We start from the raw sequence: 24,513 nt of genomic DNA on the forward strand, positions 1-24,513 counted from the left end.
CACTGCCTCTTGCGCCCCGTTTGGGGGCTGTTTTACTGCGTTCAAGGATCGAGCCCTGCGCGGAAGCTAACAAAACAGGCAAGCCTCGACAAAACCATTGTCGAGGCGACCGCCTAATATCGGATTAATTGAATTTTCGAGCCAACCGGGCCCCGCCCGCCGTTGCCCCGCGCGCCTGGTCATACGTTCGCTAAAGATCTGAAACAAAACGACCCGCGAGGAGGCGGGCCGCTACAGGTTCAGGCGGGCGAGGGGATCTGCGGATTCTTGCCGATACCCCTCGGAAATAGGCCGGAATCAGTCCTGCAACAGGGCTTGGCGCGGCTCCAGCGTGTTCTGCGGGAACTGCCAATCCGGCAGACCAAAGCCGTCAGGCCAGGGGTAGACCTCTTTTTGGTTGAAGTAGACAACCGCCTGCAAGGCCTCATAGGCGTCGAGGTTCTGACGCACCGCCGCGTTCCAGCTGGCGACATAATCGGCATCGCCGATATAGCCGAGCTCCGCCACCACGATGGGCAGGCCAAACGCCCGCACGCGGTCATAGCGCGGCTCAAAGATATCCAGAAACCCCTGCGCCTCGCCCAGGATCTGTTCTTCCCAGGCTTGCAGGCCAAAGACGGATATGCCGATCACATCCACATAATCCTCGCCCGGGAAGTAATCGGCCAGCGTCTCATAGCCGAGCGGAGACCACATATAGTCGATGTCGTCGGCGACCGTGCGGCAGGTCTCTACCACCCTGCGATAGGCGGCGATATAGGTTTCGGGCTGCCAGTCGGCCCAGATGAACTGCCCGGAGGCATCCTCCATTTCCTGCGCCCAGCGGATGGTGACTGGCGAGGAAAACTCCGAGAGAATGGAGCAGATTTCGCGTATGTTGGCATCATATTCTCCGCCAAAGATCCCCTCGATCAGCGCCGCCGGGGTGTTGCGCTGATCGCGGCTCCAGGTCCAGGGTTCGATGGTCACAAGGATCGACCGGCCCCGTTCCAGCGCATAGTCATCTGCGGCGGTCAGCGAAGGCAGGTAGACATCCTCCCAGGGGAGGAAAAGATGTTCGATCTGCACATCCGGGTCATCGGTGAAGCCGCCATTGGGATCATAGACGCCAAAGGGCATGGTGCCGGGCGGGGCCGCCTGCACCGCCGGGGATGCCAGCACGAACAAGGGCATAACGGCCATTGCCAGCAAGCAAAGGCGCCGGGAAATACTGTGCAATAGCAGTGTCATATCAGTCCTCCAGAGGTCTCGATGATTGTTGTTCGTTCCAATGCGGATCAAACAACAGAATGGTTTTTCCGGCGCCGCCCATGCCCGCGCCCGCAACGGCATATTGCTCTTTGAAGAGGGCATAGGGGTCCAGGCCGAGCGACAGGGCATAGCTGCTCTCAAGGCCGCGATGGCCGATGGCGAACAGCAGGATACAGGCAAGAAGGCCGGGTAGCGCCAGCTTGCCCGCATCGCTCAGGGTGAGGCTGGCCGCCGCGGGCGCAGTGTGACGATAGTGATCGACCACCGTGACTGCGACGACGATAGCATAAAGCAGCCCGTTTATCGCGCAGAGAATGTAAAAACCCTGGGCATTTTGCAGGTCATCGACCAGCAGGACAGGCAGCAGGCAGCCAAGCGCAAGCGCGCCATAGACCGCAAGGATCCGTCCCGGCAGGCTGGCCTTGGCGGCTTCGCCCTTGGGGGTGATACGGAAGTCCACAAACCCGCCCGCCAGCCTGTCGCGCACGGCCATCAGGCAGCCCCAGAGCACCCAGGGCCATTGCAGCACCAGAAACAGCGCCTTTTCCCAGGCTATCACGCGCGCCTCCGCCGGGCGCATATAGCCGTCGGATCTGATCATATAAATCAAGGCGGTCAGCGCGATCCCCTGCGGCAGAAGATGCCCGATAAAGGCGGGGAAGGTGACATTGGCATAGCGGATGTCAAACAGCAGCGCCGCAATCGGCATCAGGTAAAAGAGCAGCATAAAACCCGCGATGAGCGGATAGAGCATCTGGCAAAACAGGAACAGGAATTTCAGCCTGAGCGGCAATCGGGCCAGATAGGCGGGCGTATATTGCAGCAAGAGCGTCACCAGGCTGCGCGACCATTGAAACTCCTGGGTGCAGAGGTCGGCGATATTGGCAGGCCCGTCGCCATAGGCAATGGCGTTGAAGGCGTGCACCCCGCGCCAGCCGCCCGCATTCATCAAGAGCGTGGTGGAGTGATCCTCGGCCAGTTCCGGGCCAAGCCCGCCCACCGAACGCAGGGCGCGGGTGCGCACCGCGTAATGGGAGCCGATGCACATTGGCGTCAGCGTCGCCGCGTATCCCGCCTGAAAAACACCGTGAAACACCGCTTCGGTATAGAGGCGGCTGCGCGCGGCCCAGCTTTGCCCGGCATTTCTGGCGCAGATGCTGGGGGCGCTGACATAGCCGACCTTCGGGTCGGCAAAGCCACGCATGATCTCTTGCAGATAGTCGGGCCCGGGCACGTGATCGGCGTCGAGCTGGGACACCACGTCATAGTGATCATAGCCAAAATGGTCGTAGAAAAACGCCAGGTTGCCCTCCTTGCAGCGGGTGCGGCGGGGCCAGCTCTTGCGGTGGTACTCGGGCTGGTTCTGGCGGGTGGAGATCTGTACCCCATGGGCGGCGCACCATTTGCGGGTCGCCTCATCCGGGGCCTCATCGGCGAGCCATGTGTCATGCGGGTAGCTCTGGCGCAGCATCGCCTGCAAGGTCGGGATTAGCACCGACAGGGGTTCGGATGGCGTCTTGGTCACGATCATGGCCACCCGCATGTGCTGCGGGTCCGGCGGCGCGGCGGCGGGAATGCGGGCGCGCGGGAAGATCACCATAAAGAAGGCCTGCAAGAACAGCAGCCATGCCAGCGCGAGGCTCGCAACCCAATATTGCGCACCGGCCTCCGCATGTGCGGGCCGCAGCCACCAGGCCCAGAAATAGACCACGCTGAGCAGCCACAGGAGGCTCAAGGCCCGGTTGCGCCAGCGTTGGGCGGGCGACCAGAGCGGACGCAGCGTATCGCCGGGCACTGGCATATGGGGCTCAGGCCGCGGCATGTTCGATGACCTTCAGTCCGAATGTGGGCGCGGCATGGCGTAGGATTGTCTTGAGTTCGGAATGGCGCGGTTGAAACCCAAGCAAGCGCTGGGCCCGGCTGGTATCGGCCACCAGCATCGGCGGATCGCCAGCACGTCGCGCGGCGGGGCTCCAGGCCGGGGTGCGGCCTGTCACCTCGGGAATGGCGCTTAGGATCTCCAGGATCGAATAGCCGATCCCGGTGCCGAGGTTCACGGTCAGATTCTCATGCCCCGCCATCAGCCATTGCACCGCCTGCACATGCGCCTCGGCCAGATCGCTGACATGGATATAGTCGCGCACGCAGGTGCCATCCGGCGTGTCATAATCGGTGCCAAAAACCCGCAAGGGGTTGCCGCGCCCGGTGGCCGCCAGTAGTGCCAGCGGGATCAGATGGGTCTCGGGGCGGTGGCGTTCGCTCAGCTCGCCCTCCGGGTCGGCGCCACAGGCGTTGAAATAGCGCAGCATCGCAAAACGCAGGCCAGTGGCCCGGGCGATGTCCTGGATCATTTGCTCGCAGATCAGTTTGGTGCGGCCATAGGGGTTGATCGGCTGTTGCGGCGTTGTCTCCCGGATCGGCTGGAGCGCCGGAATGCCATAGGTTGCACAGCTGGAGGAAAAGACGATCCGGTGAACCCCGGCGAGCCTCATCGCGGTCAGCAGCGACAGGGTGCCGGCGACGTTGTTGTCATAGTAAAAGCCGGGTTTTTGCACCGACTCGCCGACATAGGCGGCGGCGGCAAAATGCATCACCATCTCCACCTGGTGCCGCTTCAGGATCGCGGCGACAGCGGCGCGGTTGCGAATGTCTGCGGTCTCCAGCGGTCCCCATTTGACCGCATCGCGGTGGCCGGTGGTCAGATTGTCCAGGGTCACCGGCAGATATCCCGCCGCCGCCAGCGCTTTGCAGGCATGGCTGCCGATAAAGCCGGCGCCGCCGGTGACAAGGACGACGGGTCTCATACCACCACCTTCGCGTCTTGGGGCGCATTGCGGCGCAGTTCGGAGGCGAAATAGGAAATCGTTTGCCGCAGCCCATCGGCCAGTTTGACCTTGGGGCGCCAGCCGAGTTCGCGCATGGCAACCGAAATATCGGGGCGCCGTTGTTGCGGATCATCCTGCGGCAGCGGCCGGTAGCATAGAGGAGACCGCGAGCCGGTCAGCGCCAGCACCTGCGTGGCGAGCTCAGCAATGGTGAATTCGCCGGGGTTGCCGATATTGACCGGCGCGGCCAGGTCCTTCTTGCAGTGCATCAGCGCCAGTAACCCCTCGACCAGATCGTCGCGATAGCAGAACGAGCGGGTTTGCGCTCCGCGTCCGTAAATGGTGATCGGCACTCCTTTGAGCGCCTGGGTGACGAAATTCGACACCACTCGCCCGTCCAGCGGATCCATGCCCGGACCATAGGTGTTGAAGATACGTGCGATGCGGATATCGACCCCGCGCGCGAGGTGGTAATCGTGGAACAGCGTTTCCGCCGCGCGTTTGCCCTCGTCATAGCAAGAGCGTGGACCAACGGTATTGACGTTGCCCAGGTAGCTTTCGCATTGCGGGCTGACGCTGGGATCGCCGTAGACCTCCGAAGTCGAGGCCTGAAGGATCCGGGCCTTATGCTGGCCGGCGAGATCCAGCAGGTTGATGGCCCCGGTGACGCAGGTCAGCATGGTGTGGATCGGATCAATCTGATAGCGCGGCGGCGAGGCCGGGCAGGCCATATTGTAGATCAGCGACACCGGCCCGGGCAGGGTGATCGGCAGGACCACGTCATGGCGAAAAAAGCGGAATTGCGGCAGATCCAGAAGATGAGAAATATTGGACAGCCGCCCGGTGGACAGATTGTCCAGGCAATAAACGCAATAACCCTTTTCAATATAACGCTCGCAAATCCGAGCCCCGAGAAACCCTGCGCCACCGGCGACCAGGACGGTATTGCGGCGATGATAAACAGGCGTGTCTTTTTGTCCTAAGTGACGACCTTCTGACACAGATAGAAATTGATTCACGACGGTAGCTCCCCACAGCTAGGGCGCGGTGCGTCATGCGCTACTCGTTCGTCTGCCGCAGACAGGAATGCTTCTGCGACAGACCGCATGGCGGGGGATAAAGGCCCCTTTTTACTCGTTAATTGCCCATTCGTTACATAGCGGGAAGGTGGCAAACCTGAACGCCGCTCCCCGGATACACAGCTTCCCAGTCCGGCAAAGTTTAAGTCAAGTTATTGTCACTTTTTCCCGAAATTTTGCGACCGGCAGGAGAATGGACAAAGCCCGCCGCAGCCATGGCTTGTTTTTTCGAGGGTAAAAGGGGAAGAAATGGCGGGAAGGGTTAAAAGCGGTGTGCGAATCGCTAAGATATATATCCCTAATCCTTGGAGCTACATATATCAGTTTAGCCCCCTGAATTAAAGCCGGTTTATATCCGAAAGCGCCGCGCGTTTTTTTCGGGCGGAGGGAAACAACGGCGTCAGCGCCAAAAGGCAGCCCAATAGCAGCATATGCCGTCGCGTCTGCGTTTTCAGCACAGGATCATGCCTATTGCGAAGCAACACCGCAGAAGCTTTGGCCAAAGCGAGCCTAGAGTGAAGCCCAGCCGGGGCGGCAAGGGTGGGGCAGAGGGACTGCTGGCACTGTGCCTCGGGGCGCGGGGATCGGCGGCAACGTCTGCCCGCGCGCGCAACCTTTTGCATCGGCCAAGCAGGCTTGGGGGTAATTATGACCAACTTCAGCAATTCTCTGATCGAACTGGATCGCGCCCATCTGGTGCATCCTGTCGCCTCCTGGCGCGGGCATGAACAGGCCGGGGTGCGCTGTCTGCGGTCGGCGCGCGGGGCCACGGTTACCGATGCCGAAGGGCGCGAGCTGCTCGATGGTTTTGCCGGGCTCTGGTGCGTCAATGCGGGCTACGGGCACGAGAGCGTGGTTGAGGCAGCGGCGCAGCAAATGCGCGATCTGCCCTATGCGACCGGCTATTTCGGACTGGGCAGCGAGGCGCCGATCCGTCTCGCGGCGGCACTGGCCGAGCGCGCGCCGGGCGATCTGGATCATGTTTACTTCACCCTTGGTGGCTCGGACGCGGTGGATTCCTCGGTGCGGTTCGTGCGCTATTTCCACCACGCCAAGGGCCAGCCGCAACGTGATCAATTTATCTCGCTGGAGCAGGGCTATCACGGCTCGTCCAGCGTTGGCGCGGGTTTGACCGCGCTGCCGCTCTTTCATCACGGATTTGGCCTGCCGTTTGACTGGCAGCATAAAATCCCGTCGCCCTATCCCTATCGCAACCCCAAGGGCGAGGATGCAGAGACCATCATCGCCGCCTCCTGCAAAGCGCTGCGCGACAAGGTGCAGGAGATCGGCGCGGATCGGGTGGCAGCCTTCTATGTCGAGCCGATCCAAGGGTCCGGTGGCGTCATCGTGCCGCCCAAGGGTTGGCTGAAAGCGATGCGCGAGTTGTGCCGGGAGCTTGATATCCTGTTCATTGCCGATGAGGTGATCACCGGTTTTGGCCGCACCGGGCCGCTCTTTGCCTGCGCGGACGAGGGCGTGGTGCCGGATCTGATGACCGTCGCCAAGGGGCTGACCTCGGGCTATGCGCCGATGGGGGCGGTGTTCCTGTCGGATCACGTCTATCAGGTCATCGCCGAGGGCGCCGGGGCGGCGGCGGTGGGGCATGGGTTTACCTATTCGGGCCATCCGGTCAGCGCCGCCGTGGGGCTGGAGGTGCTGCGCCTCTATGAGGAGGGCGGATTGCTGGAAAATGGCCGCGCCATGGGCGAACGGTTGATGAATGGGCTTCGCGGGCTCGCCGACCATCCGCTGGTGGGCGAAGTGCGCGGGCGCGGCATGCTCGCGGCGCTGGAATTGGTCACCGACAAGTCAAAAAAGACTCCCTTGCCTGCGGCGGCGGATTTCGGGCATCGCGGATTTGACCGGGCTTGGGAAAACGGTCTTGTGGTGCGTGCCTTCAACCATGGTGTCATCGGCTTTGCGCCGCCGCTCTGCTGCACGGACGAAGAGATCGACAGCATCGTTGCGCGCACCCGCCGCGTTCTGGATCTGACATTGGATGACGCGGACATCCGGGCGGCAATGAAGGGGGCCTGACCTCTCCGCGCCGCGATCTTGCGTTTTCATACAAAGAAGTAAGGTTCGGACAAGCTCCGTGATCCCTTGCGTTCCCATATTCCCTGCAACGGACTGCTGCATCGGGATGCGGCGATACACCGAGGATCTGTTGCGATGTCGAACATGGGTGAAACAAACGTACTTGTGCTACAGGGCGGCGGGGCGCTTGGGGCCTATCAGGCGGGCGCGTATACCGCGCTTGCCGAGGCGGGGCTGGACGCCAATTGGGTGGCGGGGATTTCGATCGGCGCGATCAATGCCGCGCTGATCTGTGGCAATCCGCCCGAGGATCGGCGCGCCGCCTTGACCGGCTTTTGGGAGCGGGTGACCGCACGGCTTGCAACCGCACCGATCACGGTGCCGTTCTGGCGTTCGCTCTATGGCGAGGCAGCGGCGGCGAATGTGCTGGCCACTGGTGTGCCGGGGTTTTTCACCCCGCGCTGGCCGGCCAGCTTTTTGCCCTTTGTCCCGCATCCGGCGATCAGCGTCTATGACACATCTCCCCTGCGCAAGACGCTTCTCGACTTTGTCGATTTTGACTATCTGAACACAAAGGGTCCCCGGCTGAGTATCGGTGCGGTTGATGTCGAAACCGCCAATTTCGCCTATTTCGACAGTGCCGCCATGGAGATCACGCCAGACCATATCATGGCCAGCGGCGCCCTGCCGCCGGGGTTTGCCCCGGTCGAGATCGACGGGCGGTTCTACTGGGACGGCGGGCTGGTCTCCAACACGCCCTTGCAATTCGTGATGGACAACCTCGGCGCAGAGCCAACGCTGATTTTCCAGATTGATCTCTTCAGCGCTCGTGGAAACGCGCCAGAGAGCCTGGCGGATGTTGGCCAGCGCGAAAAGGACATTCGCTTTTCCAGCCGAACCCGGCTGACCACCGACCGCTACCGCGACTTGCATCGCTTGCGTGCATCGGCAAATCGGCTGGCCGCCAAGCTGCCGGACGCGCTGAAACAGGATCCAGACCTTCTGGCCCTTCAGGCCGCCGGTCCGGCCTGTCCGATCACCCTGGTGGAGCTCATTCACCGCAAACAGAGCTTTGAGGGCGGCACCAAGGATTATGAATTCTCGCGGCTGTCCATGACCCAGCATTGGGCAGAGGGGCGCGAGGACGTGGCGCGCACGCTGAACCACGAGGCATGGCAGGGCCGCACCATCGGCCAGGAGGGCTTGCAGGTCTTTGACCTCAGCGCCACCGACACCAGCGCCAGCACCAGAACATCCACGACATCCGGCTGAGCCGCCGCAGGGCCATGTCCCGCGCAAGCGAAGGGCCGCGACCCCAGCCACAACCAAAGGAGCAAGACAATGAATGAACTTATCGTAATCGGATATGACACCCCGAAACAGGCCGAAGCCGCGCGAACAGAGCTGTTCGGCATGGCAAAGGAATATCTCGTGGATGTGGCGGACGCCGTTGTTGCCACCGCCGACGAGGAGGGCAAAATCAAGCTCGACCAGATGGTCAACCTCTGGTCGGTCGGGGCCGCAAGCGGTGCCATGTGGGGGGTGCTGGCGGGGCTGCTGTTCTTCAACCCGTTCCTGGGGGCTGCCGTCGGTGCCGGTGCTGGCGCCTTGTCGGGCGCATTGAGCGATTACGGCATCAATGACAATTTCATGAAAGACGTGTCCAACGTGCTCCAGCCCGGACAGGCGGCGCTTTTCATGATGGTGCGCACCGAGGCGACAGACCGCGTGATCAAGCGGCTTGGCATCAAGGGGGGCCACATCATCCGCACAAATCTCGATCGCAGCAAGGAAGAGCACTTGCGCCGGACCTTCAACGAAATGCATGCCGGAATTGATGGCGGGCAGGCAACGCAGGCGCCAGCCTGAAGTGGTAAGCCAGAACCGGATCGACCGGTTCTGGCCCGCGTGCTGATTTGACGGTGGAATGATAGATGAAAAAATTTAAGCTGATCGGCGTTGCAGTCGCCGCGGTACTTGCCGGGTGTGGCATGCTCTGGTGGTATCAACACGGGCTGATTTATCCCAAGACGGATGACGCCTATCTGCAAGCCAATATCCTCTCGGTCGCACCGCAGGTCTCTGGCCGCGTCACCGAGGTTCCGGTGTCGGAAAACAGCTATGTGAAAGCCGGAGATCTGCTCTTCAAGATCGACAGCGCCCAGCTGGAAGCCGCGGTCGAAACCGCGCAGGCCAACTACGAGCTGGCACAGCAAAACGCCGGCTCCTCCCGTGCTGCCGTTTCTGCGGCGCAGGCGCGGGTGACCGCCGCACAGGCGGCACGCCAGGAAGCCCAGACCGATTATGACCGCAAGAAAATGCTGTTTGACAGCGGCGATGTGGCGCAGGCCGCGCTGGATCAGTCCAGCACCGCGCTGGACCAGGCGGTCAGCGCCCTGAATGAGGCCGAATCGCAATTGGAGGCCGCGCAGAACCAAGCAGGGCAAGCCGGTGACAGCAATGCGACCGTGCGGGCCGCGCAGGGGCAGCTGAGACAGGCGCAGATCGCACTGGATCACGCCAAGGTCATCGCCCCGGTGGATGGCTGGGTGAGCAATATCTCCCTGCGCCCCGGTCAGGTGGTTGACAGCGGACAACCCCTGTTTTCCATCGTCGAAGACGGGCGCTGGTGGGTGGACGGCAATTTCAAGGAAACCGACCTTTCGCGCATCGCCCCCGGACAGCCGGTTTCGATCACCGTTGACATGTATCCCGGCACCGTGCTGACGGGGCAGGTTGACAGTATCGGCGCGGGATCCGGCGCGGCCTTTTCGCTGTTGCCGCCCGAGAATGCCACCGGCAACTGGGTCAAGGTCACCCAGCGTTTCCCGGTCCGTATTGATCTCAAGGACATCCCCAAGGACGCGGCATTGCAGCTGCGGGTCGGCGCCAGCGTCACCGCCACGGTGGATACCTCTCAGGCGGATACCAAGTAGATGACCGCCGCCGAGCTTGCCCCGTCCGCCCCAAAAGCGCGCTGGCCGATCATCCTGGCCGTGGTTCTGACCGCGGTGCTGGAGGTGCTGGACAGTACGATTGTGAACGTGGCCCTGCCGCATATGAAGGCCGCATTCGGCATCACCAACGAGCAGACGATCTGGATCCTGACCAGCTATATCGTGGCCTCCGTCGTGGTGATGCCGCTGACCGGGTTCTTTGTGCGCATGTTTGGGCGCAGACGGCTGATCACCACGGCGATCCTGGGCTTCATGCTGTTTTCCGCCCTCTGCGGGTTGTCGCAAAGCGTCGAGATGATCGTGTTTTGCCGCCTGGGTCAGGGGCTGTTCGGCGCCTTCCTGATCCCCCTGTCGCAGTCCATTCTGTTTGACAGCTTCCCGCGTGAAAAACGTGGCCAGGCGATGGCGCTGTTTGGTCTTGGTGTCGTGGTCGCCCCGGTTCTGGGGCCCACCCTCGGCGCGATCCTGACCGAGACGTTTTCTTGGCGCGCGGTCTTCTATGTAAACCTGCCGATCGCCGGTTTTGCGCTGCTGATGATCTCGGGCGAGCTGAAAAAGGAAGACAGCAAGAAGGTTTATATTGATTGGGTCGGGCTGGGACTCATGGTGTTTATGATCGGAGCCTTGCAGCTGATGCTGGATCAGGGCCAGTCGCACGACTGGTTTGCCTCGCCGCTCATTCAGATCAGCGGTTTTATTGCCGTGGTTTCGGGCCTGTTCTTTGTGGTCCGGGGCTGGGGGCTGAAGCGCAACATCGTCGATTTCAGCCTGCTGACCGATCGCAGCTTTGCCGGGGCGAATGTCGCGATGATGGGCTTTGGGGTGGCGATGTTCGGCACATTGGCGGTGCTGCCGTTGTTTGTGCAGGGCTTGCTTGGCTATCCGGTGCTGGAGGCGGGCTATCTGTTCATGCCGCGCGGCATCGCGGCGGGGTTTTCCATGGTGGTCACCGGCGCGGTGCTGGTCAACCGGGTCGATCCGCGCCTGTTGGTGGCCATTGGCCTTGGTCTGACTGGCTATGGCAACCTGATGCTGGCGTCGCTGAACCTCAATGCCGGTTTCTGGGATCTGGCGCTGCCGGGTGTCGTTGCCGGGTTTGGCATGGGGCTGTTCTTCGTGCCGATGTCCACGCTGGCGTTTCAGAACATCGGGCCGGACAAACAGGACGAGGCCTCGGGCATCTATGGCGTGACCCGTTCGCTGGGCTCCTCGATCGGGATTGCCATCATCGGCTGGCAGGTGGCGGCACGCACCCAGTTTCACTGGGCCACGCTGAGCGCCAGCCTGACGGCCTACAACCCGGCGGTTCACGCCTATCTGGCACCGCTGGGCCTGACGGCGCAGTCGGCTCCCGGCGCGGCGCAGCTCTCCGCGCAGGTGGCGGCGCAGGCCAGCATGCTGGCCTTTCAGGATGCCTTTTGGCTGACCGGCTGGGCGGCCTTTGCGATGTTGCCGGTGGTCTTGATCTTGCAGCGCCCCAAAACAGGCAGCAAGGCCGCGCCTGTCCACTGACAGAGGCGGCCTTGTTCCAGAGCGGGTCTTGTGTGCTCAGGGTTTGGGAAAGCGGATGCACACCCGCAGCCCCGGCGCGTTGTCCGCAAGGCGGATCCGCGCGCCATGGCGGTCGGCCACGCTTTTGACCAGGGTCAGGCCCAGACCATTGCCCGGGGTGCTGCGCGCCGCTTCGGCACGGTAGAACGCATCGAAAATCCGCGCCCGGTCTGCTTCGGGAATACCGGGGCCGGTGTCGCTGATCTCCAGCACCGGCCCGCTGGCCGCGTCATCCACCCGGATCTCTATCCGGTTGCCAGAGGCACCGTGGTTGACCGCATTCTGCAACAGATTGGCCAGCATCTGGGCCAGCATGCCCGCGTCGCCGCGCACCGGCACTTGGCGGTGATCCGGCAGGGACAGGGTCAGCGACTGGTCGCTTTCCTCGGCCACCACCTGATAGGTCTCGGCCAGATCCTCTGCGAGGGTGGCAAGATCCACGTCATCGCGCAGCTTTGCCTCATGGCCGGCATCAATGCGGGAAATCCGCAGGATCGCCTCGAAGATCGCATTGAGGTTGGAAAGCTCCGCCAGAACATCCTCCAGGGCCTCCTGCGGCAGCTCGCCCTTTTCCGTTGCATCCAGGGCACGTTCGACACCCAGCGTGGCACGACCGAGCGGGCGCTTCAGGTCATGCGCGATGGAGGCGGCATTTGTCTTGGTTTCCGCCATCAGGCGCGATAGCCGATCCAGCTGCGCATTCATCGAGCGCGCCACCCGGTCCACCTGATCGTTTGACCGGGAGGTGGGCAGACGGACCGCCATTGCCCCGGCGGCAAAACGTTGCAGCGCGTCGCCCATTTGCTCCAGCTTGGATTGAATGCCCTTGCTGGTCAGATACCCGAGCGCCACAAAAGACAGTGACAAGAACGCGCCGATGACCATCAGAGTGCGAACAAAGATCGCTTCGATCCTGCGCAGCGGGGCCAGATCCTCGCCGACGACAAAGGTATAGGAGCCGATCTTGACCGAGGTCAGGTAGTATTCTCTTGGGTGCGTGGGATCGGTGGCATTGGCAATGGATCTGACATGCCAGCCCTGCGGCGGCAGCTGGATCGCGAATGTACCGCCAAGCGATTCGCCTGAGCTGCTGTAAATACTGAGCAGCCGGCTTGTGGGACCAACCCAGTCCGAGATGGTCTTGGCCGTCGCAGCGATGGCCTGATCGCCGCCTTCGGCGTGGATCTTCCTGAAGCTTTCGATCACCGGCGCGCCGCGATCCTGCGCATGTTCAAACTGCGCCCGTTGCAGGAAACGGTAGCCCAGGATGCCGGTCAGCATGAACACGATCAACAGTGTCAGCGTGGCATAGACGGTGACCCGAAATGCCCCGCCGGACAGGATGTTACCGCGGTCCATGCATCGAATACCCGGTGTTGCGAATGGTGTGGATCAGCTGCGTGTCAAAGGGTTTGTCCACCTTGGAGCGCAGGCGGCTGATATGGGTTTCGATCACGCTGGTGTTGGGATCAAAGTTGAAATTCCAGACTTTTTCCAGCAGCATCGTGCGTGTCACCACCCGCCCGGCATTGCGCATCAGGATCTCCAGCAGGGCGAATTCCTTTGTTTGCAGCTCGATGTTCTGGTCTTGCCGATGCGCGGTGCGGGCCAGCAAATTCAGCGTCAGATCATGCACCACCAGCTCGGTCTGGGCGACGTGATCGGTGCGGCGTCGTGTCAGCGACAGCACACGCGCCATCAGTTCGGAAAAGTGGAACGGCTTGGCCAGGTAGTCATCGGCCCCCGATTGCAGCCCCTCGACCCGGCTTTCCACATCGCCAAGCGCGGTCAGCATCAGCACGGGCATGTTCTTGCCCGCCGCGCGCAGCGCCTTGAGCGCGGAGAGACCATCCATCCCAGGCATCATCCGGTCCATCACGGCAACATCGCAGTCGTTATACATGCAATAGCTCAACGCATCACGGCCATCGCTGACGTGATCCACGCTATGCCCGTTTTCCTCAAACCCGGAGATCACGAATTTCGCGACCTCCAGATCATCTTCTGCCAGCAAAATCTTCATGGCGCCCCTTTGTGCCGTCGCATCAAAATGCGGTCGGCCAACGTTTTTCTTGGGTCTGATCTTCGGCAAGATCGCCTGAAGAGACAAGACACCCCGCGGTTTCTGACAAAAAAGTAAGCTTCGCACAAAGCTGGCGTCGCCCGTGTTGCTTATCCCGTATTGACGAACACATGCCAACCGGCACGAACAAAGGACATTCACGATGACACCCGACATCCCCGACCGCCGCGCGCTGCCCGTTGCGAAAATCGGCAAAAGCCTCAGAACGGTGGGCATCATCTTCGCCACTCTCGGCGTCCTGGCCATGCTGGTGCCCGCAGTCGCAACGCTGCTGGTGGAACAGCTGGTGGCCTGGCTGCTGGTGCTCTGGGGGGGGGCTGGCCTGTTTTATGCCAGATCTTTCAAAGATTTCTCGGAATGGAGGATCGTTGCCATCGGTTTCGGCGTGATCGCGGCTGTTGGGCTCGGCTTCTTGTTTTTCCCAAGTCTGGGCGCCGCCTTCATGACCGCCATCCTGGTTGCGGTCTTTATGCTTGAGGGGGTGCTGTCGGTGTTGCTGGGCCTCAGGATGAGCGGCCAGATCGCCAATTGGCAGTGGATTGTGGCAAGCGGGGCCTGTTCCTTTGTGCTGGGGGTTGTTGTTCTGATGCAATGGCCCGAGACCGCCAAATGGCTGCTGGGCTTTCTGGCCGGGCTGAACTTCCTCTCGACTGGTGTTTCCCTGATATTGGTGTCACGAGCCATGCAGCGCAGAAGCGCGCAATAATACCACATCCATGACCCTGTCCCGGCGCCCTGCCTCAGCAAAGAGTAGCCCTATGATTTCCGATATCTCTCCTTCTGAGAAGGTCACCCTTGCGAGCCGGCTTGTACGTGTGCTGGAACATCCCGCCGTCAGCGTCGCGGTGCCGCTGGTGATCGTGACGATCACCTTCTTTGTGCTGCACACGCTCTCGGTCAAAGTCAGCTGGAGCGCGGTTCGGGGCGATGTCGCCGCCAGCAGCCTCGGCACAATCGCGCTGGCGCTGACGGCAACGGCGGTCAGCTTTCTGGCGCTGTCCTGCTACGATCTGCTTTCGGTGCGCAGCCTTGCCAAAGACCAGGTTCCCCCGCATGTGGCAGCCTTTGCCGGCGGCGCTGGCACCGCGATTTCCAATCTGCTTGGGTTTTCCTATCTGACCGGCACAGCCGTGCGCTATCGCATCTATACGTCGCTGGGGGTCGAGCCGGTGCGTGTGGCCGGGATCATGGCGACCTCCTGGAGCGCTTTCTGGCTGGGGTTGAGCGTCATTCTGGGCGTCTTGCTGGTGGCGCATCCCAAGGGTTTGGCCGCCGTGCTGCCGGTGGACGGTGCGCTAGAGGTGGCCCTCGGCGCTTTGATCCTGCTGTGCCTTTCTGGCCTGTGTATCTGGCTTGCGCGCGGTGCGCGCAGCGTGACCCTGGCGGGCGTCAGGACACCCTTGCCGAGCGGCCAGCTGGCGCTGTCCCTGATGGCGGTTGCCGTGCTCGACCTTCTGGGCGCGGCGATGACGCTCTATGTGCTCGCGCCGCCGGACCTCACCCAGAATTTCGTCTATTTCTTCGTCATCTTTGTCAGCGCCATCGTGTTGGGCATCCTGAGCCACTCTCCCGGCGGGCTCGGCGTCTTTGAGGCGACACTGATCGCGGGTCTGGGGGCGGGGGGGCGCTCTGACATGCTGGCGGCGCTGCTGCTTTATCGCGTGATCTATTCGGTGCTGCCCTTCGTGGTCGCGGTTGTTGCCCTGGCTGTGGCATGGCTGATCACGCAGCGCAGCGCCATCGCCCGCACCAGTGGGCTGCTCTATCGCCTGATCCGCCCGCTGGTGCCGGTGGCGGCGGCCGGTGTGGCACTGCTGGCGGGGTCTATCCTGCTGATTTCGGGCAACCTTCCCGGCAACGCGGAGCGGTTCGATCTTTTGCGCGACATCATCCCGCTGTCCTTTATCGAGGCCTCGCATCTGGCGGGCAGCGTCGCCGGGCTCTTGCTGATCGTGGTGGCGCGGGGGCTATATCGCAAGCTCTACCGTGCCTGGGTGATCGCCATGGGGCTGATGGTGGTGGGGCTCACCGCCTCGCTCATCAAGGGGCTGGACTGGGAAGAGGCGCTGGGCATGCTGTTTACCCTGGTCCTGCTCGGCAGTTTTCGCTCCGCCTTTTATCGGGTGGAGGCCACATCGGTGTTTCGGCTCAATACCGCCTGGATCGTCAGCGTTCTTGCCCTGATGGCGGCGATCTTCTGGATCGGGCTGTTTGCCTATAGCCATGTGGAATATCGCGATGCCCTCTGGTGGAAATTCGCCATGCATGCCGATGCCTCGCGGTTCCTGCGCGCCAGTCTGGTGGTGGCGCTGATCCTTCTGGGCATTACGCTGAATTCGATCCTCTACCGCAAAACCCCGCGCCGGGCGGCAAGGGAGATCCCCGAGGTGGTCCGCCAATTGATCGCCGAAAGTGGCGAGAGCGAAGCGCAGATTGACCTGCTGGGCGACAAGGATTTCCTGATCTCACCGGACAATCGCGCCTATCTTGCCTATTGCGACACCGGCGGATCGCTGATCGCAAAGGGCGAGCCGGTGGGCGACGAGACCGCAGGCAAGGCCCTGATTTGGCAGCTGCGCGAAAAAGCCGACAAGGCCGGCAAGCGCTGCGCCTTCTATGCGGTGTCGCCGAAATATCTGGCGAGCTTTCTCGACCTTGGCCTGTCGATCCTCAAGATCGGCGAGGTCGCGCGGGTCAAGCTGGACGGCTTTACCATGGATGGGCCGAACAAGAAAAAACTGCGGGCCGCCCGCAGCCGCGCAACCCGCGATGGCTATGATCTGGTCATTGTGCCCAAGGCGGAACTTGCGCAGGTGATCGACCAGCTGCGCGACGTCTCTGATCGCTGGATGGAGAGCAAACAAGGCGAGGAAAAGGGCTTCTCCCTTGGCAATTTCAACGAGGAATACCTGTCGAACTTCGACCATGCGGTGCTGCGGCATCGCGAAACCGGCCAGATCGCGGCCTTTGCCAATCTGCTTCAGGGCGCAAACCGGCATGAAATCTCGGTCGATCTGATGCGCTATGACCCCACGGGGCCCAAGATCGCCATGGATGCGCTTTTTGTAGAGCTCATGGTCTGGGCGGCGGATCAGGGGTTTCACTGGTTCTGCCTCGGCGCAGCGCCGTTCTCGGGTATTGAGAACCGCCAGCTGTCGTCCCTGTGGAACCGGATCGGCGGCTTCATCTATGACTATGGCGACCATTTCTATCACTTCGAGGGGTTGCGATCCTTCAAGGAAAAATTCGATCCGGTCTGGACGCCGAATTACCTGGCCAGCCCCAGGGGCTTGGCGGCGCCGCGCATCCTATACGAGGTCAACCTGCTGGTTTCGGGCGGCTTCAAGGGGTTGATCCGCACAAAGGATCACCATGATTGAATCGATAGACCCGCCTGCTGCTTTCGGGCGGGCTGCGATCAGCAGAAACATTTGTTTTGAATTCACGGTCATGGCAGAGAACACCCAGATCATAGTCTGGCGCTCTGGCGTTGCCGCCGGGGGGAGCCACCCCTGCATTCTAACCTGTCCCGTCGGAAAGGAGAGACAGCCATGAAATATGGATGGCTCTGGCTGTTGGCCTTATTTGTTACCGCAGCAGCGGTGTTTAGCCCGGGGGCGAGTTTCGCCTGGCCCGAAAGTTCCTCGTTCTTTACGCCGCAGGGGCCGATCGCCCAGGCGGAGAAGGACCATTTCCTGCAAACCGCGGCGATCACGATGATCGCGGTGTTGCCGGTCTTGCTGCTGGTGCCGCTGATCCTGTGGCGCTACCGCTATGGCAATCGCAAGGCAAGCTATCGCCCGAAATGGGAATTCTCCGGCCCGCTTGATCTGTTGATGTGGGGCGTGCCGATTGCGATCGTGGCCATCCTGTCGGTCGAGCTCTGGCAAGAGACGGTCAGCCTTGATCCCTACCGCCCGCTGCCCTCCGAGAAGGCTCCGCTGGAGATTCAGGTGGTCGGCCTGGACTGGAAATGGCTGTTTATCTACCCGGAACAAGGCATTGCGAGCGTGGGCGAGATGGGCTTTCCGGCGGATCGCCCGGTCAAGCTCTCGCTGACCAGCGACACCGTCATGCAGTCCTTCATGATCGGCGCCCTTGCGGGGCAGATCTACGTGATGCCGGGCATGCAGACCCAGCTGCAACTGATGGCCGATGCGCCGGGCCTGTTTGAAGGCGAAAACACCCAGTTCAACGGCGCAGGCTTTCCGATGCAGCGTTTCCGCGCGGTGGCACAAACCGATGAGGGTTTTGCCAACTGGGTGGCCGAGGTAAAGGCACAGGGCGTGCCGCTTGATCCGCAAACCTACGGAAAACTGGCGGTCAGTTCGACACCGGCCGAGGTGCATCGTACGCTGGCCTCGCCGCAGATGCCGGCAGATGCGGTCTGGTTCAGCCCGGTCGCGCCCGATCTGTTTGAACGCGTGCTGCGCCGCTATCATCAGGGCAGCGCGCTGGAACCCGGCGGCCAACCCGGCAGTTTCCTGCACGATCCCGATACTCTTTCTCAATCCCTGCCGGAGACCACGCAATGAGCGGCACCTCTTCCCTTCATTGGCTGATCGGTCGGCTTGACCTGTCCAGCCTGCCCATCCTGCCCGCCCTCGCGAACCCGACCCCCAGTGAAATCGTCGCGGCGGTGGCGGCGCTGATGGTGATCCTCGGCGGGCTTGGGGTCGCAGTGTTGATCACCTGGCGCGGCTGGTGGACATCGCTCTGGCGCGATTGGCTGACCAGCACGGATCACAAGCGCATCGGCATCATGTATATCGTGCTGGCGCTGGTGATGATGGTCCGGGGCGTGCTGGAGGGCGTGGTGATGCGCGCTCAGCAAGCCGCCGGACTGGACGGCGGTTTCCTGAGCGACGGTCACTTCGCGGAGCTTTTCAGCACCCATGGCACGATCATGATTTTCTTCGTGGCCATGCCCTTTATTGCGGGGCTCATCAACTATGTGATGCCCTTGCAGATCGGCGCGCGGGATGTGTCCTTTCCGATGCTCAACCAGGTCAGCCTGGCGCTGACCGCCATCGGTGCGGCGCTGGTGATGATCAGCCTTGTGCTGGGCAAGTTCTCCACCGGCGGCTGGCCCGCTTACCCGCCCTATACCGGCATTGCCTTCAACCCCGGCGAGGGGCCGGACTACTGGATCTGGTCGGTGGCGATTGCGGGCTTGGGATCGACCCTCTCGGGGCTTAACTTCGTGGTGACGATCTTCAAGGAACGCGCCCCGGGCATGAAGCTTTTTGACATGCCGCTGTTCACCTGGACGGTGCTTTGTACGGCGATCATCATGGTCTTTGCGATGCCGCCGCTGACCGTCGCAACCCTGACCTTGGCGCTGGATCGCTATCTGGATTTCCACTTTTACACCAATGACCTGGGCGGGAACATGATGAACTATGTCAACCTGTTCTGGCTCTTTGGTCACCCGGAGGTCTATCTGCTGATCCTGCCCGCATTCGGCATCTTCTCCGAGGTCATCTCGACCTTTTCCGGCAAATGTCTCTATGGCTATAAATCGCTGGTCTACGCGACGATGGTGATTTCGGTGCTGAGCTTCACGGTCTGGCTGCACCATTTCTTCACCATGGGGCAGAGCGCCCATGTCAACGCGGCCTTCGGCGTGGCCTCGATGTTCATTGCGGTGCCGACGGGGGTGAAGGTCTATGACTGGATGGCCACCATGTTCCGCGGGCGCATCCGGCTGACGGTGCCGATGATCTATGCCACGGGATTCCTGACCCTCTTTGTGATCGGCGGTTTGACGGGCGTCATGCTGGCCAATCCCACAATCAGCTATCAGGTCCACAACACATTGTTTCTGGTGGCGCATTTCCACAATGTGATCATCCCCGGCGTGCTGTTTGGGCTCTTGGCTGGCTATCACTATTGGTTCCCCAAAGCCTTTGGCTTCCGTCTCAACGAACGCTGGGGCGCGATCTCGGCGCTGTTCTGGATCACGGGCTTCGCCTTCACCTTCTTTCCGCTCTATGTGCTTGGCCTTATGGGCATGCCGCGTCGCTCGGCGAGCTACGTTGACCCCTCCTTTGAACCCCTGACCTGGGTGGCGATGTTTGGCGCGGCGCTCATCTTCTGTGCGCTGGCGACGCTGCTGATCCAGCTGCGGGTCAGCATTCGCGACCGGGCGCAGACCCAGGTGCCGCTGGGCGATCCCTGGGACGGGCGCACGCTGGAATGGTCGATCCCGTCACCGCCGCCGGAATACAACTTTGCCATCGTGCCGCGGGTTGTGGGCCGCGATGCCTTTGCCGAGGCAAAAGAGCGGGGGCAGGGCTATCCCAAACCCGCCGGCTATGAGGATATCGAGATGCCCCGCAACACGATGCTTGGCATGGTGGTGCTGATTGGCGGCACCGCGCTGGGGCTGGCGCTGGTCTGGTACATCTGGTGGCTGGCGGTGCTGTCGCTGGTGGTCATGATCGGCGCCTTCATCGCCAAGAGCTTTGTGCCTGAACCCCATCGCATCATTCCCGCGACCGAGGTTGCAGCCGCGCATGAGGCTTGGCTTGCCGCGATCGCCAAGGCCAGCCCCGTGACACGCGCCCAAGAGACAAGCGCAGAAAACCGTGGCCTGGCCGCGCTGGAAATGCCGGAGGGGGCAGCATGAGCAAACACGACACCATCCATCCCGGCCTGAACCTTGGCGAACACCACGGGGCGGCGCATGACAAGGCAGAGATCGGCGCCTTCGGGTTCTGGATCTTCCTGATGAGCGATCTGATAATCTTCGGGCTGATGTTTGCCCTCTATGTCACCATGCAGAACCCGATGGGGCAGGCGGGGGGGCCGGGCCCGAAGGAACTCTTCGACCTCACAAGCGCCCTGATCCAGACGATGCTCTTGCTGGTCAGCAGCCTGAGCTTTGGTCTGGCCTCGCTGGCGTTGCGCCACCATCGCAGCCGCGCAGAGCTGACCTTCTGGCTGGCTTTGACCCTGTTGCTCGGCCTTGCCTTTCTCAGCTTCGAGGCGCGCGATTTTGCGGCGATGTTCGCGGCAGATGCGGGCCCCTCGCGCAGCGGTTTTCTCTCGGCTTTTTTCGGATTGGTGCCGCTTCATGGGCTGCACGTGGCCAGCGGCTGCCTGTGGTTGCTGATCATGCTGATTCAGATCCGCACCCTTGGGTTGTCGGATCTGGTGAAATCCCGCCTGCTCAAGCTCGGGCTGTTCTGGCATTTTCTCGATATCGTCTGGATCGGGATTTTCTCGATCGTCTACCTGGGAGGCCTCGCATGACGCCCTATAGCTCAGATCACCGGGCCGAGGTCCGGCACTATCTTGTCGGTTTCGCGCTGGCGCTGACCTTGACGGCGCTGCCCTTTGGGCTGGTTGCCTGGGGGGGAGTGGCGCGCATCTGGGTGCTGGCCATTGTCGCGGGCTGCGCGATCATCCAGACCGTCGTGCACCTGCGCTATTTCCTGCATCTGGATCTGTCGCGGCAGAAACGAGAGGACGTGCTGCTGATCCTGTTCTCGACGCTGATCCTGTCGATCATGGCGGGTGGGACGATCTGGATCGTCTTCAATCTGGCCGGGCGGATGTAGGCTGGGACCATCTGAAGCCGAGGTTCACATCCGCCTTGCACATAAAACGAATGGCCCGCCGATTGGCGGGCCATTTTGTTTCACAGACTGGTTGATTTACAGGCTGGCGTCGAGCGCGGCAACGATGGCGTCGCCCATTTCCGAGGTGGTGACCGGTGTCACGCCCTCTTCGCCCAGAAGGTCAGCGGTGCGGACACCATCGGCCAGCACTTTTTCAACCGCCTGTTCCAGACGGTCGGCTTCGGCACCCAGATCAAAGCTGTAGCGCAGCGCCATGGCAAAGCTCAGGATACAGGCGATCGGGTTTGCCTTGCCCTGACCGGCGATGTCCGGTGCGGAGCCATGTACGGGCTCATAGAGCGCCTTCGGACGGCCGTTTTCCATCGGCGCACCGAGCGAGGCGGAAGGCAGCATGCCCAGCGAGCCGGTCAGCATGGCGGCGGCGTCGGACAGCAGGTCGCCAAACAGGTTGTCGGTGACGATGACGTCGAACTGCTTGGGCCAGCGGCAAAGCTGCATCGCGCCTGCGTCAGCATACATGTGGGAGAGTTCCACCTCGGGGTAATCCTGGCCCACCTCGGTGACAACTTCGCGCCACAGGATGCCACTCTCCATCACGTTGGCTTTTTCCATCGAGCAGAGCTTCTTGCCACGACGCATCGCCAGCTCAAACGCCGAGCGCGCAACACGGTCGATCTCGCTCTCGGTGTAGCGCTGGGTGTTGATGCCGACGCGTTCGTTGCCTTCCTCGATGATGCCACGCGGCTCGCCGAAGTAGATGCCGGAGGTCAGCTCGCGCACGATCATGATGTCGAGGCCGGCGACCACGTCTTTTTTCAGCGAGGAGAAATCCGCAAGCGCGTCAAAGCACTGGGCCGGGCGCAGGTTGGAAAACAGATCCATTTCCTTGCGCAGGCGCAGAAGGCCGCGTTCCGGTTTGACCGAGAAATCGAGCGTGTCATATTTCGGACCACCGACCGCGCCGAGCAAGACGGCGTCGACCTCTTGCGCCTTGGCCATCGTGTCATCATGCAGCGGGGTGCCATGGGCGTCATAGGCGGCGCCACCGACCAGATCTTCGCTGACATCAAACTGCTGGTCGCGCTTGCTGCCGAACCAGGAAATGACCTTTTTGACTTCGGCCATCACTTCGGGGCCGATGCCGTCACCAGGCAAGATCAGAATCGATGGGTTGGACATCACAAAACTCCTTTGACGTGTTGGCAAAGGGGGTAGCGGGCTGCTGTCGTGGGGTCAATAATCGCTGGGCATTTATAGCGGTGTTCCCGCCTTTCAGCGTTGAATATCGACCCAAACGACGCCGTGGCGGCTGCCCGCGCCGTGTTGGATACCCGAAGCCACGACAGTGAGGTCCGCCGAGGGCAGCACATAATCCACGCGCATCGGGCCGGTGCTGTCCCAGAGAACCGTATCGCTCGCACCGTTTGCGTCCCTTGGGGCAGGATCCTGAAGGCGCGCATCCCCGAGCAAACGGGTGATCGCATCCTTGTGGCCTTCGCCGCGCAGGGGATCACTATTGGCATCGCCAAGCAGCACAAAAGGCGGCTGCGGCGCCGGGCCGAGCGCGCCATCCAGCAGATGCAGCCAGAGCAGGATCTCGTCGGCATTGCGGCGGCCATTGCGGTCCTCGGGGCCGTCAAAGACCGGCGGCGCGGCGTGAAAGCTAAGCACCCAGAGGTCAGAACCATCGGCCAGGCGTGCAGGAACCGCCCAGTGGTTGGTCGAGGAGAGGCGCAGTTCGGCGGCGATATCAGCGTTGGGAAAGGGCCGCCTGTCGGGCTGTTGCGGCATGCGGTGATCCGGCAGAACCCGCCACTTCAGCGCTGTCAGATCCATGGCGCGGCTGCTGTCCAGCGGCAGTTTTGACAGCAGCGCAATGCCGCCCTGACCGGTGAAGCGGCCCCAGCCCCAGGCGTCTTCGGGTTCGTTCAGCCGCCCGTCGCCGTCGAGATCCAGACCGGAGGCGACACCGGCATTGGGTTTCAGCGCAAAACGATAGGGGTAGGCATGTCCCGCCTCGCTGAGCTGCGCCTGCAAGGCCATCAGCGCGGCTTGGTCATAGTCCCAATCCAGCCCTTGCAGGGCCAGAATATCCGCCTCGGTCGCAAGGATCATGTCCAGCACGGCGCGGATCTGATCCTGCCCCCGCGTGATGTCGCGCAGCAAGAGCCCCGGGCCCTTGCGGCTCAGTTCGGTGTTGAAGGTGGCCAGGCGCAGGGTTTCGGCATGGAGGGCAAAGGGCACGGTCAGACACAGCAGCAAGAGGGCCGCGCGCCAGCTCATACCGTTTGCAGGTCCTGATCGTGGTCAAAGGCGCGGCGTTTCTGCTCGATCAGGTCGGCGACGCGCAGGCGCGCCATGCCACGGGTGATCATGCTGGCGGGCACCATGGCCCATCCGGTCACACACCAGATCAGCAGCTGCGGATTGCCCAGCAGCGCCGGATCAAAGGTGCTGGCGGTCATCTGCACCAGCGCGGGCAGCAAAAACGGCAGCAGCACACCGGCCACGATATGCATCTTTGCATCCCGTTGCAGCCGGGTGACCACATCGCCGCCGGTGGTCGGGTCAAACAGCGGCAGGTTTACCCAGACATTGAAGGCCCCATTGCCAAGCGGCCAATTCCGCAACCGGATCACAAAGGCGAAATAGGCAATGGAAATCAGCGAGATGAGATAGGCAAGCCCCGCCGCCGCACGCACCAGATCGACGGTGTATTGCGGCACATAGGTGGGCATCATCAAGCGGGTCAGCTGCACCGGGGAATAGGCGAAATCCAATGTCTCGCCGATGAGAAACGCCAGCTTGTGGACCAGCGCCGTAAGCCCCGTGGGCTGAAATCCATGGCTCGCCAGCAGGCTGATCAGCACCATGCAGAGCGAGGCAAAGAAAAAACGGCTGCGGTTCAGCGGCGGCGCGTCCCGGAACTCAAGAAAGCTGGGAAAATGGGCGTAATATTCCGCAAAGATCAAGGCCCCCGCCAGCAGCGCGGTAAAGACGACGATCTCCGGGGATTGTGTCGCGGAGACCGGCAACAACAAGGATGGCAGCACCACGAGCAGCGCCACCAATAGCCCGCGAATTGCCGCGCTTGTCATGCGTGCAAGCACTTTCCGTTCCCTTCATGCTCGGGCCTTCCTGGTT

Annotated in this window: 20 protein-coding genes; 11 read left to right on the top strand and 9 right to left on the bottom strand. The window is 61.9% G+C overall.

The genetic code is table 11. The annotated features are described in order from the left end of the window. Nucleotides 1-297: 297 nt before the first annotated feature. The 4 genes from HCZ87_RS04895 to HCZ87_RS04910 are packed head-to-tail and all read right to left on the bottom strand — an operon-like array spanning nucleotide 298 to nucleotide 5,095. Nucleotides 298-1,230, bottom strand: a complete 933-nt coding sequence (locus HCZ87_RS04895; protein WP_167642647.1) for a glycoside hydrolase family 26 protein — start codon at nucleotides 1,228-1,230, stop codon at nucleotides 298-300. Nucleotide 1,231: 1 nt separating this feature from the next. Further along, nucleotides 1,232-3,073 (bottom strand): glycosyltransferase family 2 protein, encoded by a 1,842-nt coding sequence (locus HCZ87_RS04900; RefSeq protein ID WP_175582158.1) that lies wholly within the window; start codon nucleotides 3,071-3,073, stop codon nucleotides 1,232-1,234. Next, a complete protein-coding gene (galE, locus tag HCZ87_RS04905) occupies nucleotides 3,060-4,055 on the bottom strand; it encodes a UDP-glucose 4-epimerase GalE (RefSeq protein WP_167642648.1) in 996 nt (331 codons plus the stop codon). The genes HCZ87_RS04900 and galE overlap by 14 nt, the downstream gene beginning before the upstream one ends. After that, the gene (locus HCZ87_RS04910) at nucleotides 4,052-5,095 is read right to left on the bottom strand and encodes a UDP-glucuronic acid decarboxylase family protein (RefSeq protein ID WP_368484086.1); all 1,044 of its coding nucleotides are present in this window, start codon (nucleotides 5,093-5,095) and stop codon (nucleotides 4,052-4,054) included. Before HCZ87_RS04910 ends, galE begins: the two co-directional genes overlap by 4 nt. A gap of 708 nt (nucleotides 5,096-5,803) precedes the next feature. Between HCZ87_RS04910 and HCZ87_RS04915 the strand changes: the two genes are divergently transcribed. The 5 genes from HCZ87_RS04915 (at nucleotide 5,804) to HCZ87_RS04935 (ending at nucleotide 11,661) form a co-directional block, all read left to right on the top strand. Continuing rightward, the gene (locus tag HCZ87_RS04915; protein WP_167642649.1) at nucleotides 5,804-7,192 is read left to right on the top strand and encodes an aspartate aminotransferase family protein; all 1,389 of its coding nucleotides are present in this window, start codon (nucleotides 5,804-5,806) and stop codon (nucleotides 7,190-7,192) included. A gap of 135 nt (nucleotides 7,193-7,327) precedes the next feature. After that, nucleotides 7,328-8,464, top strand: a complete 1,137-nt coding sequence (locus HCZ87_RS04920; RefSeq protein WP_254868523.1) for a patatin-like phospholipase family protein — start codon at nucleotides 7,328-7,330, stop codon at nucleotides 8,462-8,464. Between the two features lie 69 nt (nucleotides 8,465-8,533). Continuing rightward, the gene (locus HCZ87_RS04925) at nucleotides 8,534-9,061 is read left to right on the top strand and encodes a DUF1269 domain-containing protein (protein ID WP_167642650.1); all 528 of its coding nucleotides are present in this window, start codon (nucleotides 8,534-8,536) and stop codon (nucleotides 9,059-9,061) included. Nucleotides 9,062-9,126: 65 nt separating this feature from the next. Then, a complete protein-coding gene (locus HCZ87_RS04930; RefSeq protein WP_167642651.1) occupies nucleotides 9,127-10,128 on the top strand; it encodes an HlyD family secretion protein in 1,002 nt (333 codons plus the stop codon). Continuing rightward, nucleotides 10,129-11,661: a DHA2 family efflux MFS transporter permease subunit gene (locus tag HCZ87_RS04935; RefSeq protein WP_167642652.1), complete on the top strand. Its 1,533-nt coding sequence runs from the start codon at nucleotides 10,129-10,131 to the stop codon at nucleotides 11,659-11,661. It begins immediately after the preceding gene. A gap of 36 nt (nucleotides 11,662-11,697) precedes the next feature. Here HCZ87_RS04935 and HCZ87_RS04940 read toward each other — a convergent pair whose 3' ends face one another. Both HCZ87_RS04940 and HCZ87_RS04945 read right to left on the bottom strand, forming a co-directional pair. After that, nucleotides 11,698-13,059: a HAMP domain-containing sensor histidine kinase gene (locus tag HCZ87_RS04940; RefSeq protein ID WP_167642653.1), complete on the bottom strand. Its 1,362-nt coding sequence runs from the start codon at nucleotides 13,057-13,059 to the stop codon at nucleotides 11,698-11,700. Beyond that, the gene (locus tag HCZ87_RS04945) at nucleotides 13,046-13,723 is read right to left on the bottom strand and encodes a response regulator transcription factor (RefSeq protein ID WP_167642654.1); all 678 of its coding nucleotides are present in this window, start codon (nucleotides 13,721-13,723) and stop codon (nucleotides 13,046-13,048) included. Before HCZ87_RS04945 ends, HCZ87_RS04940 begins: the two co-directional genes overlap by 14 nt. A gap of 202 nt (nucleotides 13,724-13,925) precedes the next feature. On the opposite strand from HCZ87_RS04945, the gene HCZ87_RS04950 reads away from it, so the two are divergent. The 6 genes from HCZ87_RS04950 (at nucleotide 13,926) to cyoD (ending at nucleotide 21,348) form a co-directional block, all read left to right on the top strand. Beyond that, nucleotides 13,926-14,489: an HdeD family acid-resistance protein gene (locus HCZ87_RS04950; protein ID WP_167642655.1), complete on the top strand. Its 564-nt coding sequence runs from the start codon at nucleotides 13,926-13,928 to the stop codon at nucleotides 14,487-14,489. Between the two features lie 52 nt (nucleotides 14,490-14,541). Further along, entirely contained in the window at nucleotides 14,542-17,163 is a 2,622-nt protein-coding gene (gene mprF / locus HCZ87_RS04955) for a bifunctional lysylphosphatidylglycerol flippase/synthetase MprF (protein WP_167642656.1), read from the top strand. 171 nt (nucleotides 17,164-17,334) lie between these two features. Next, nucleotides 17,335-18,318 (top strand): cytochrome ubiquinol oxidase subunit II, encoded by a 984-nt coding sequence (locus HCZ87_RS04960; RefSeq protein ID WP_167642657.1) that lies wholly within the window; start codon nucleotides 17,335-17,337, stop codon nucleotides 18,316-18,318. Next, entirely contained in the window at nucleotides 18,315-20,414 is a 2,100-nt protein-coding gene (locus HCZ87_RS04965; RefSeq protein WP_167642658.1) for a cbb3-type cytochrome c oxidase subunit I, read from the top strand. The genes HCZ87_RS04960 and HCZ87_RS04965 overlap by 4 nt, the downstream gene beginning before the upstream one ends. Beyond that, nucleotides 20,411-21,040, top strand: coding sequence for a cytochrome c oxidase subunit 3 (locus tag HCZ87_RS04970; RefSeq protein ID WP_167642659.1), 630 nt, complete (start codon nucleotides 20,411-20,413; stop codon nucleotides 21,038-21,040). Before HCZ87_RS04965 ends, HCZ87_RS04970 begins: the two co-directional genes overlap by 4 nt. Further along, nucleotides 21,037-21,348, top strand: a complete 312-nt coding sequence (cyoD, locus tag HCZ87_RS04975) for a cytochrome o ubiquinol oxidase subunit IV (protein WP_167642660.1) — start codon at nucleotides 21,037-21,039, stop codon at nucleotides 21,346-21,348. The genes HCZ87_RS04970 and cyoD overlap by 4 nt, the downstream gene beginning before the upstream one ends. Nucleotides 21,349-21,444: 96 nt before the next feature. Here the strand turns inward: cyoD and leuB are convergent, their stop codons facing one another. The 3 genes from leuB to HCZ87_RS04990 all read right to left on the bottom strand — a co-directional run bounded on the left by leuB (nucleotide 21,445) and on the right by HCZ87_RS04990 (nucleotide 24,479). After that, a complete protein-coding gene (gene leuB / locus HCZ87_RS04980) occupies nucleotides 21,445-22,548 on the bottom strand; it encodes a 3-isopropylmalate dehydrogenase (protein ID WP_167642661.1) in 1,104 nt (367 codons plus the stop codon). 93 nt (nucleotides 22,549-22,641) lie between these two features. Beyond that, nucleotides 22,642-23,652 (bottom strand): endonuclease/exonuclease/phosphatase family protein, encoded by a 1,011-nt coding sequence (locus tag HCZ87_RS04985; protein WP_167642662.1) that lies wholly within the window; start codon nucleotides 23,650-23,652, stop codon nucleotides 22,642-22,644. Beyond that, nucleotides 23,649-24,479, bottom strand: coding sequence for a hypothetical protein (locus tag HCZ87_RS04990; RefSeq protein WP_167642663.1), 831 nt, complete (start codon nucleotides 24,477-24,479; stop codon nucleotides 23,649-23,651). Before HCZ87_RS04990 ends, HCZ87_RS04985 begins: the two co-directional genes overlap by 4 nt. Nucleotides 24,480-24,513 lie beyond the last annotated feature (34 nt).

It is taken from the genome of Phaeobacter sp. HF9A (assembly GCF_011806385.1).
GTDB lineage: Bacteria > Pseudomonadota > Alphaproteobacteria > Rhodobacterales > Rhodobacteraceae > Epibacterium.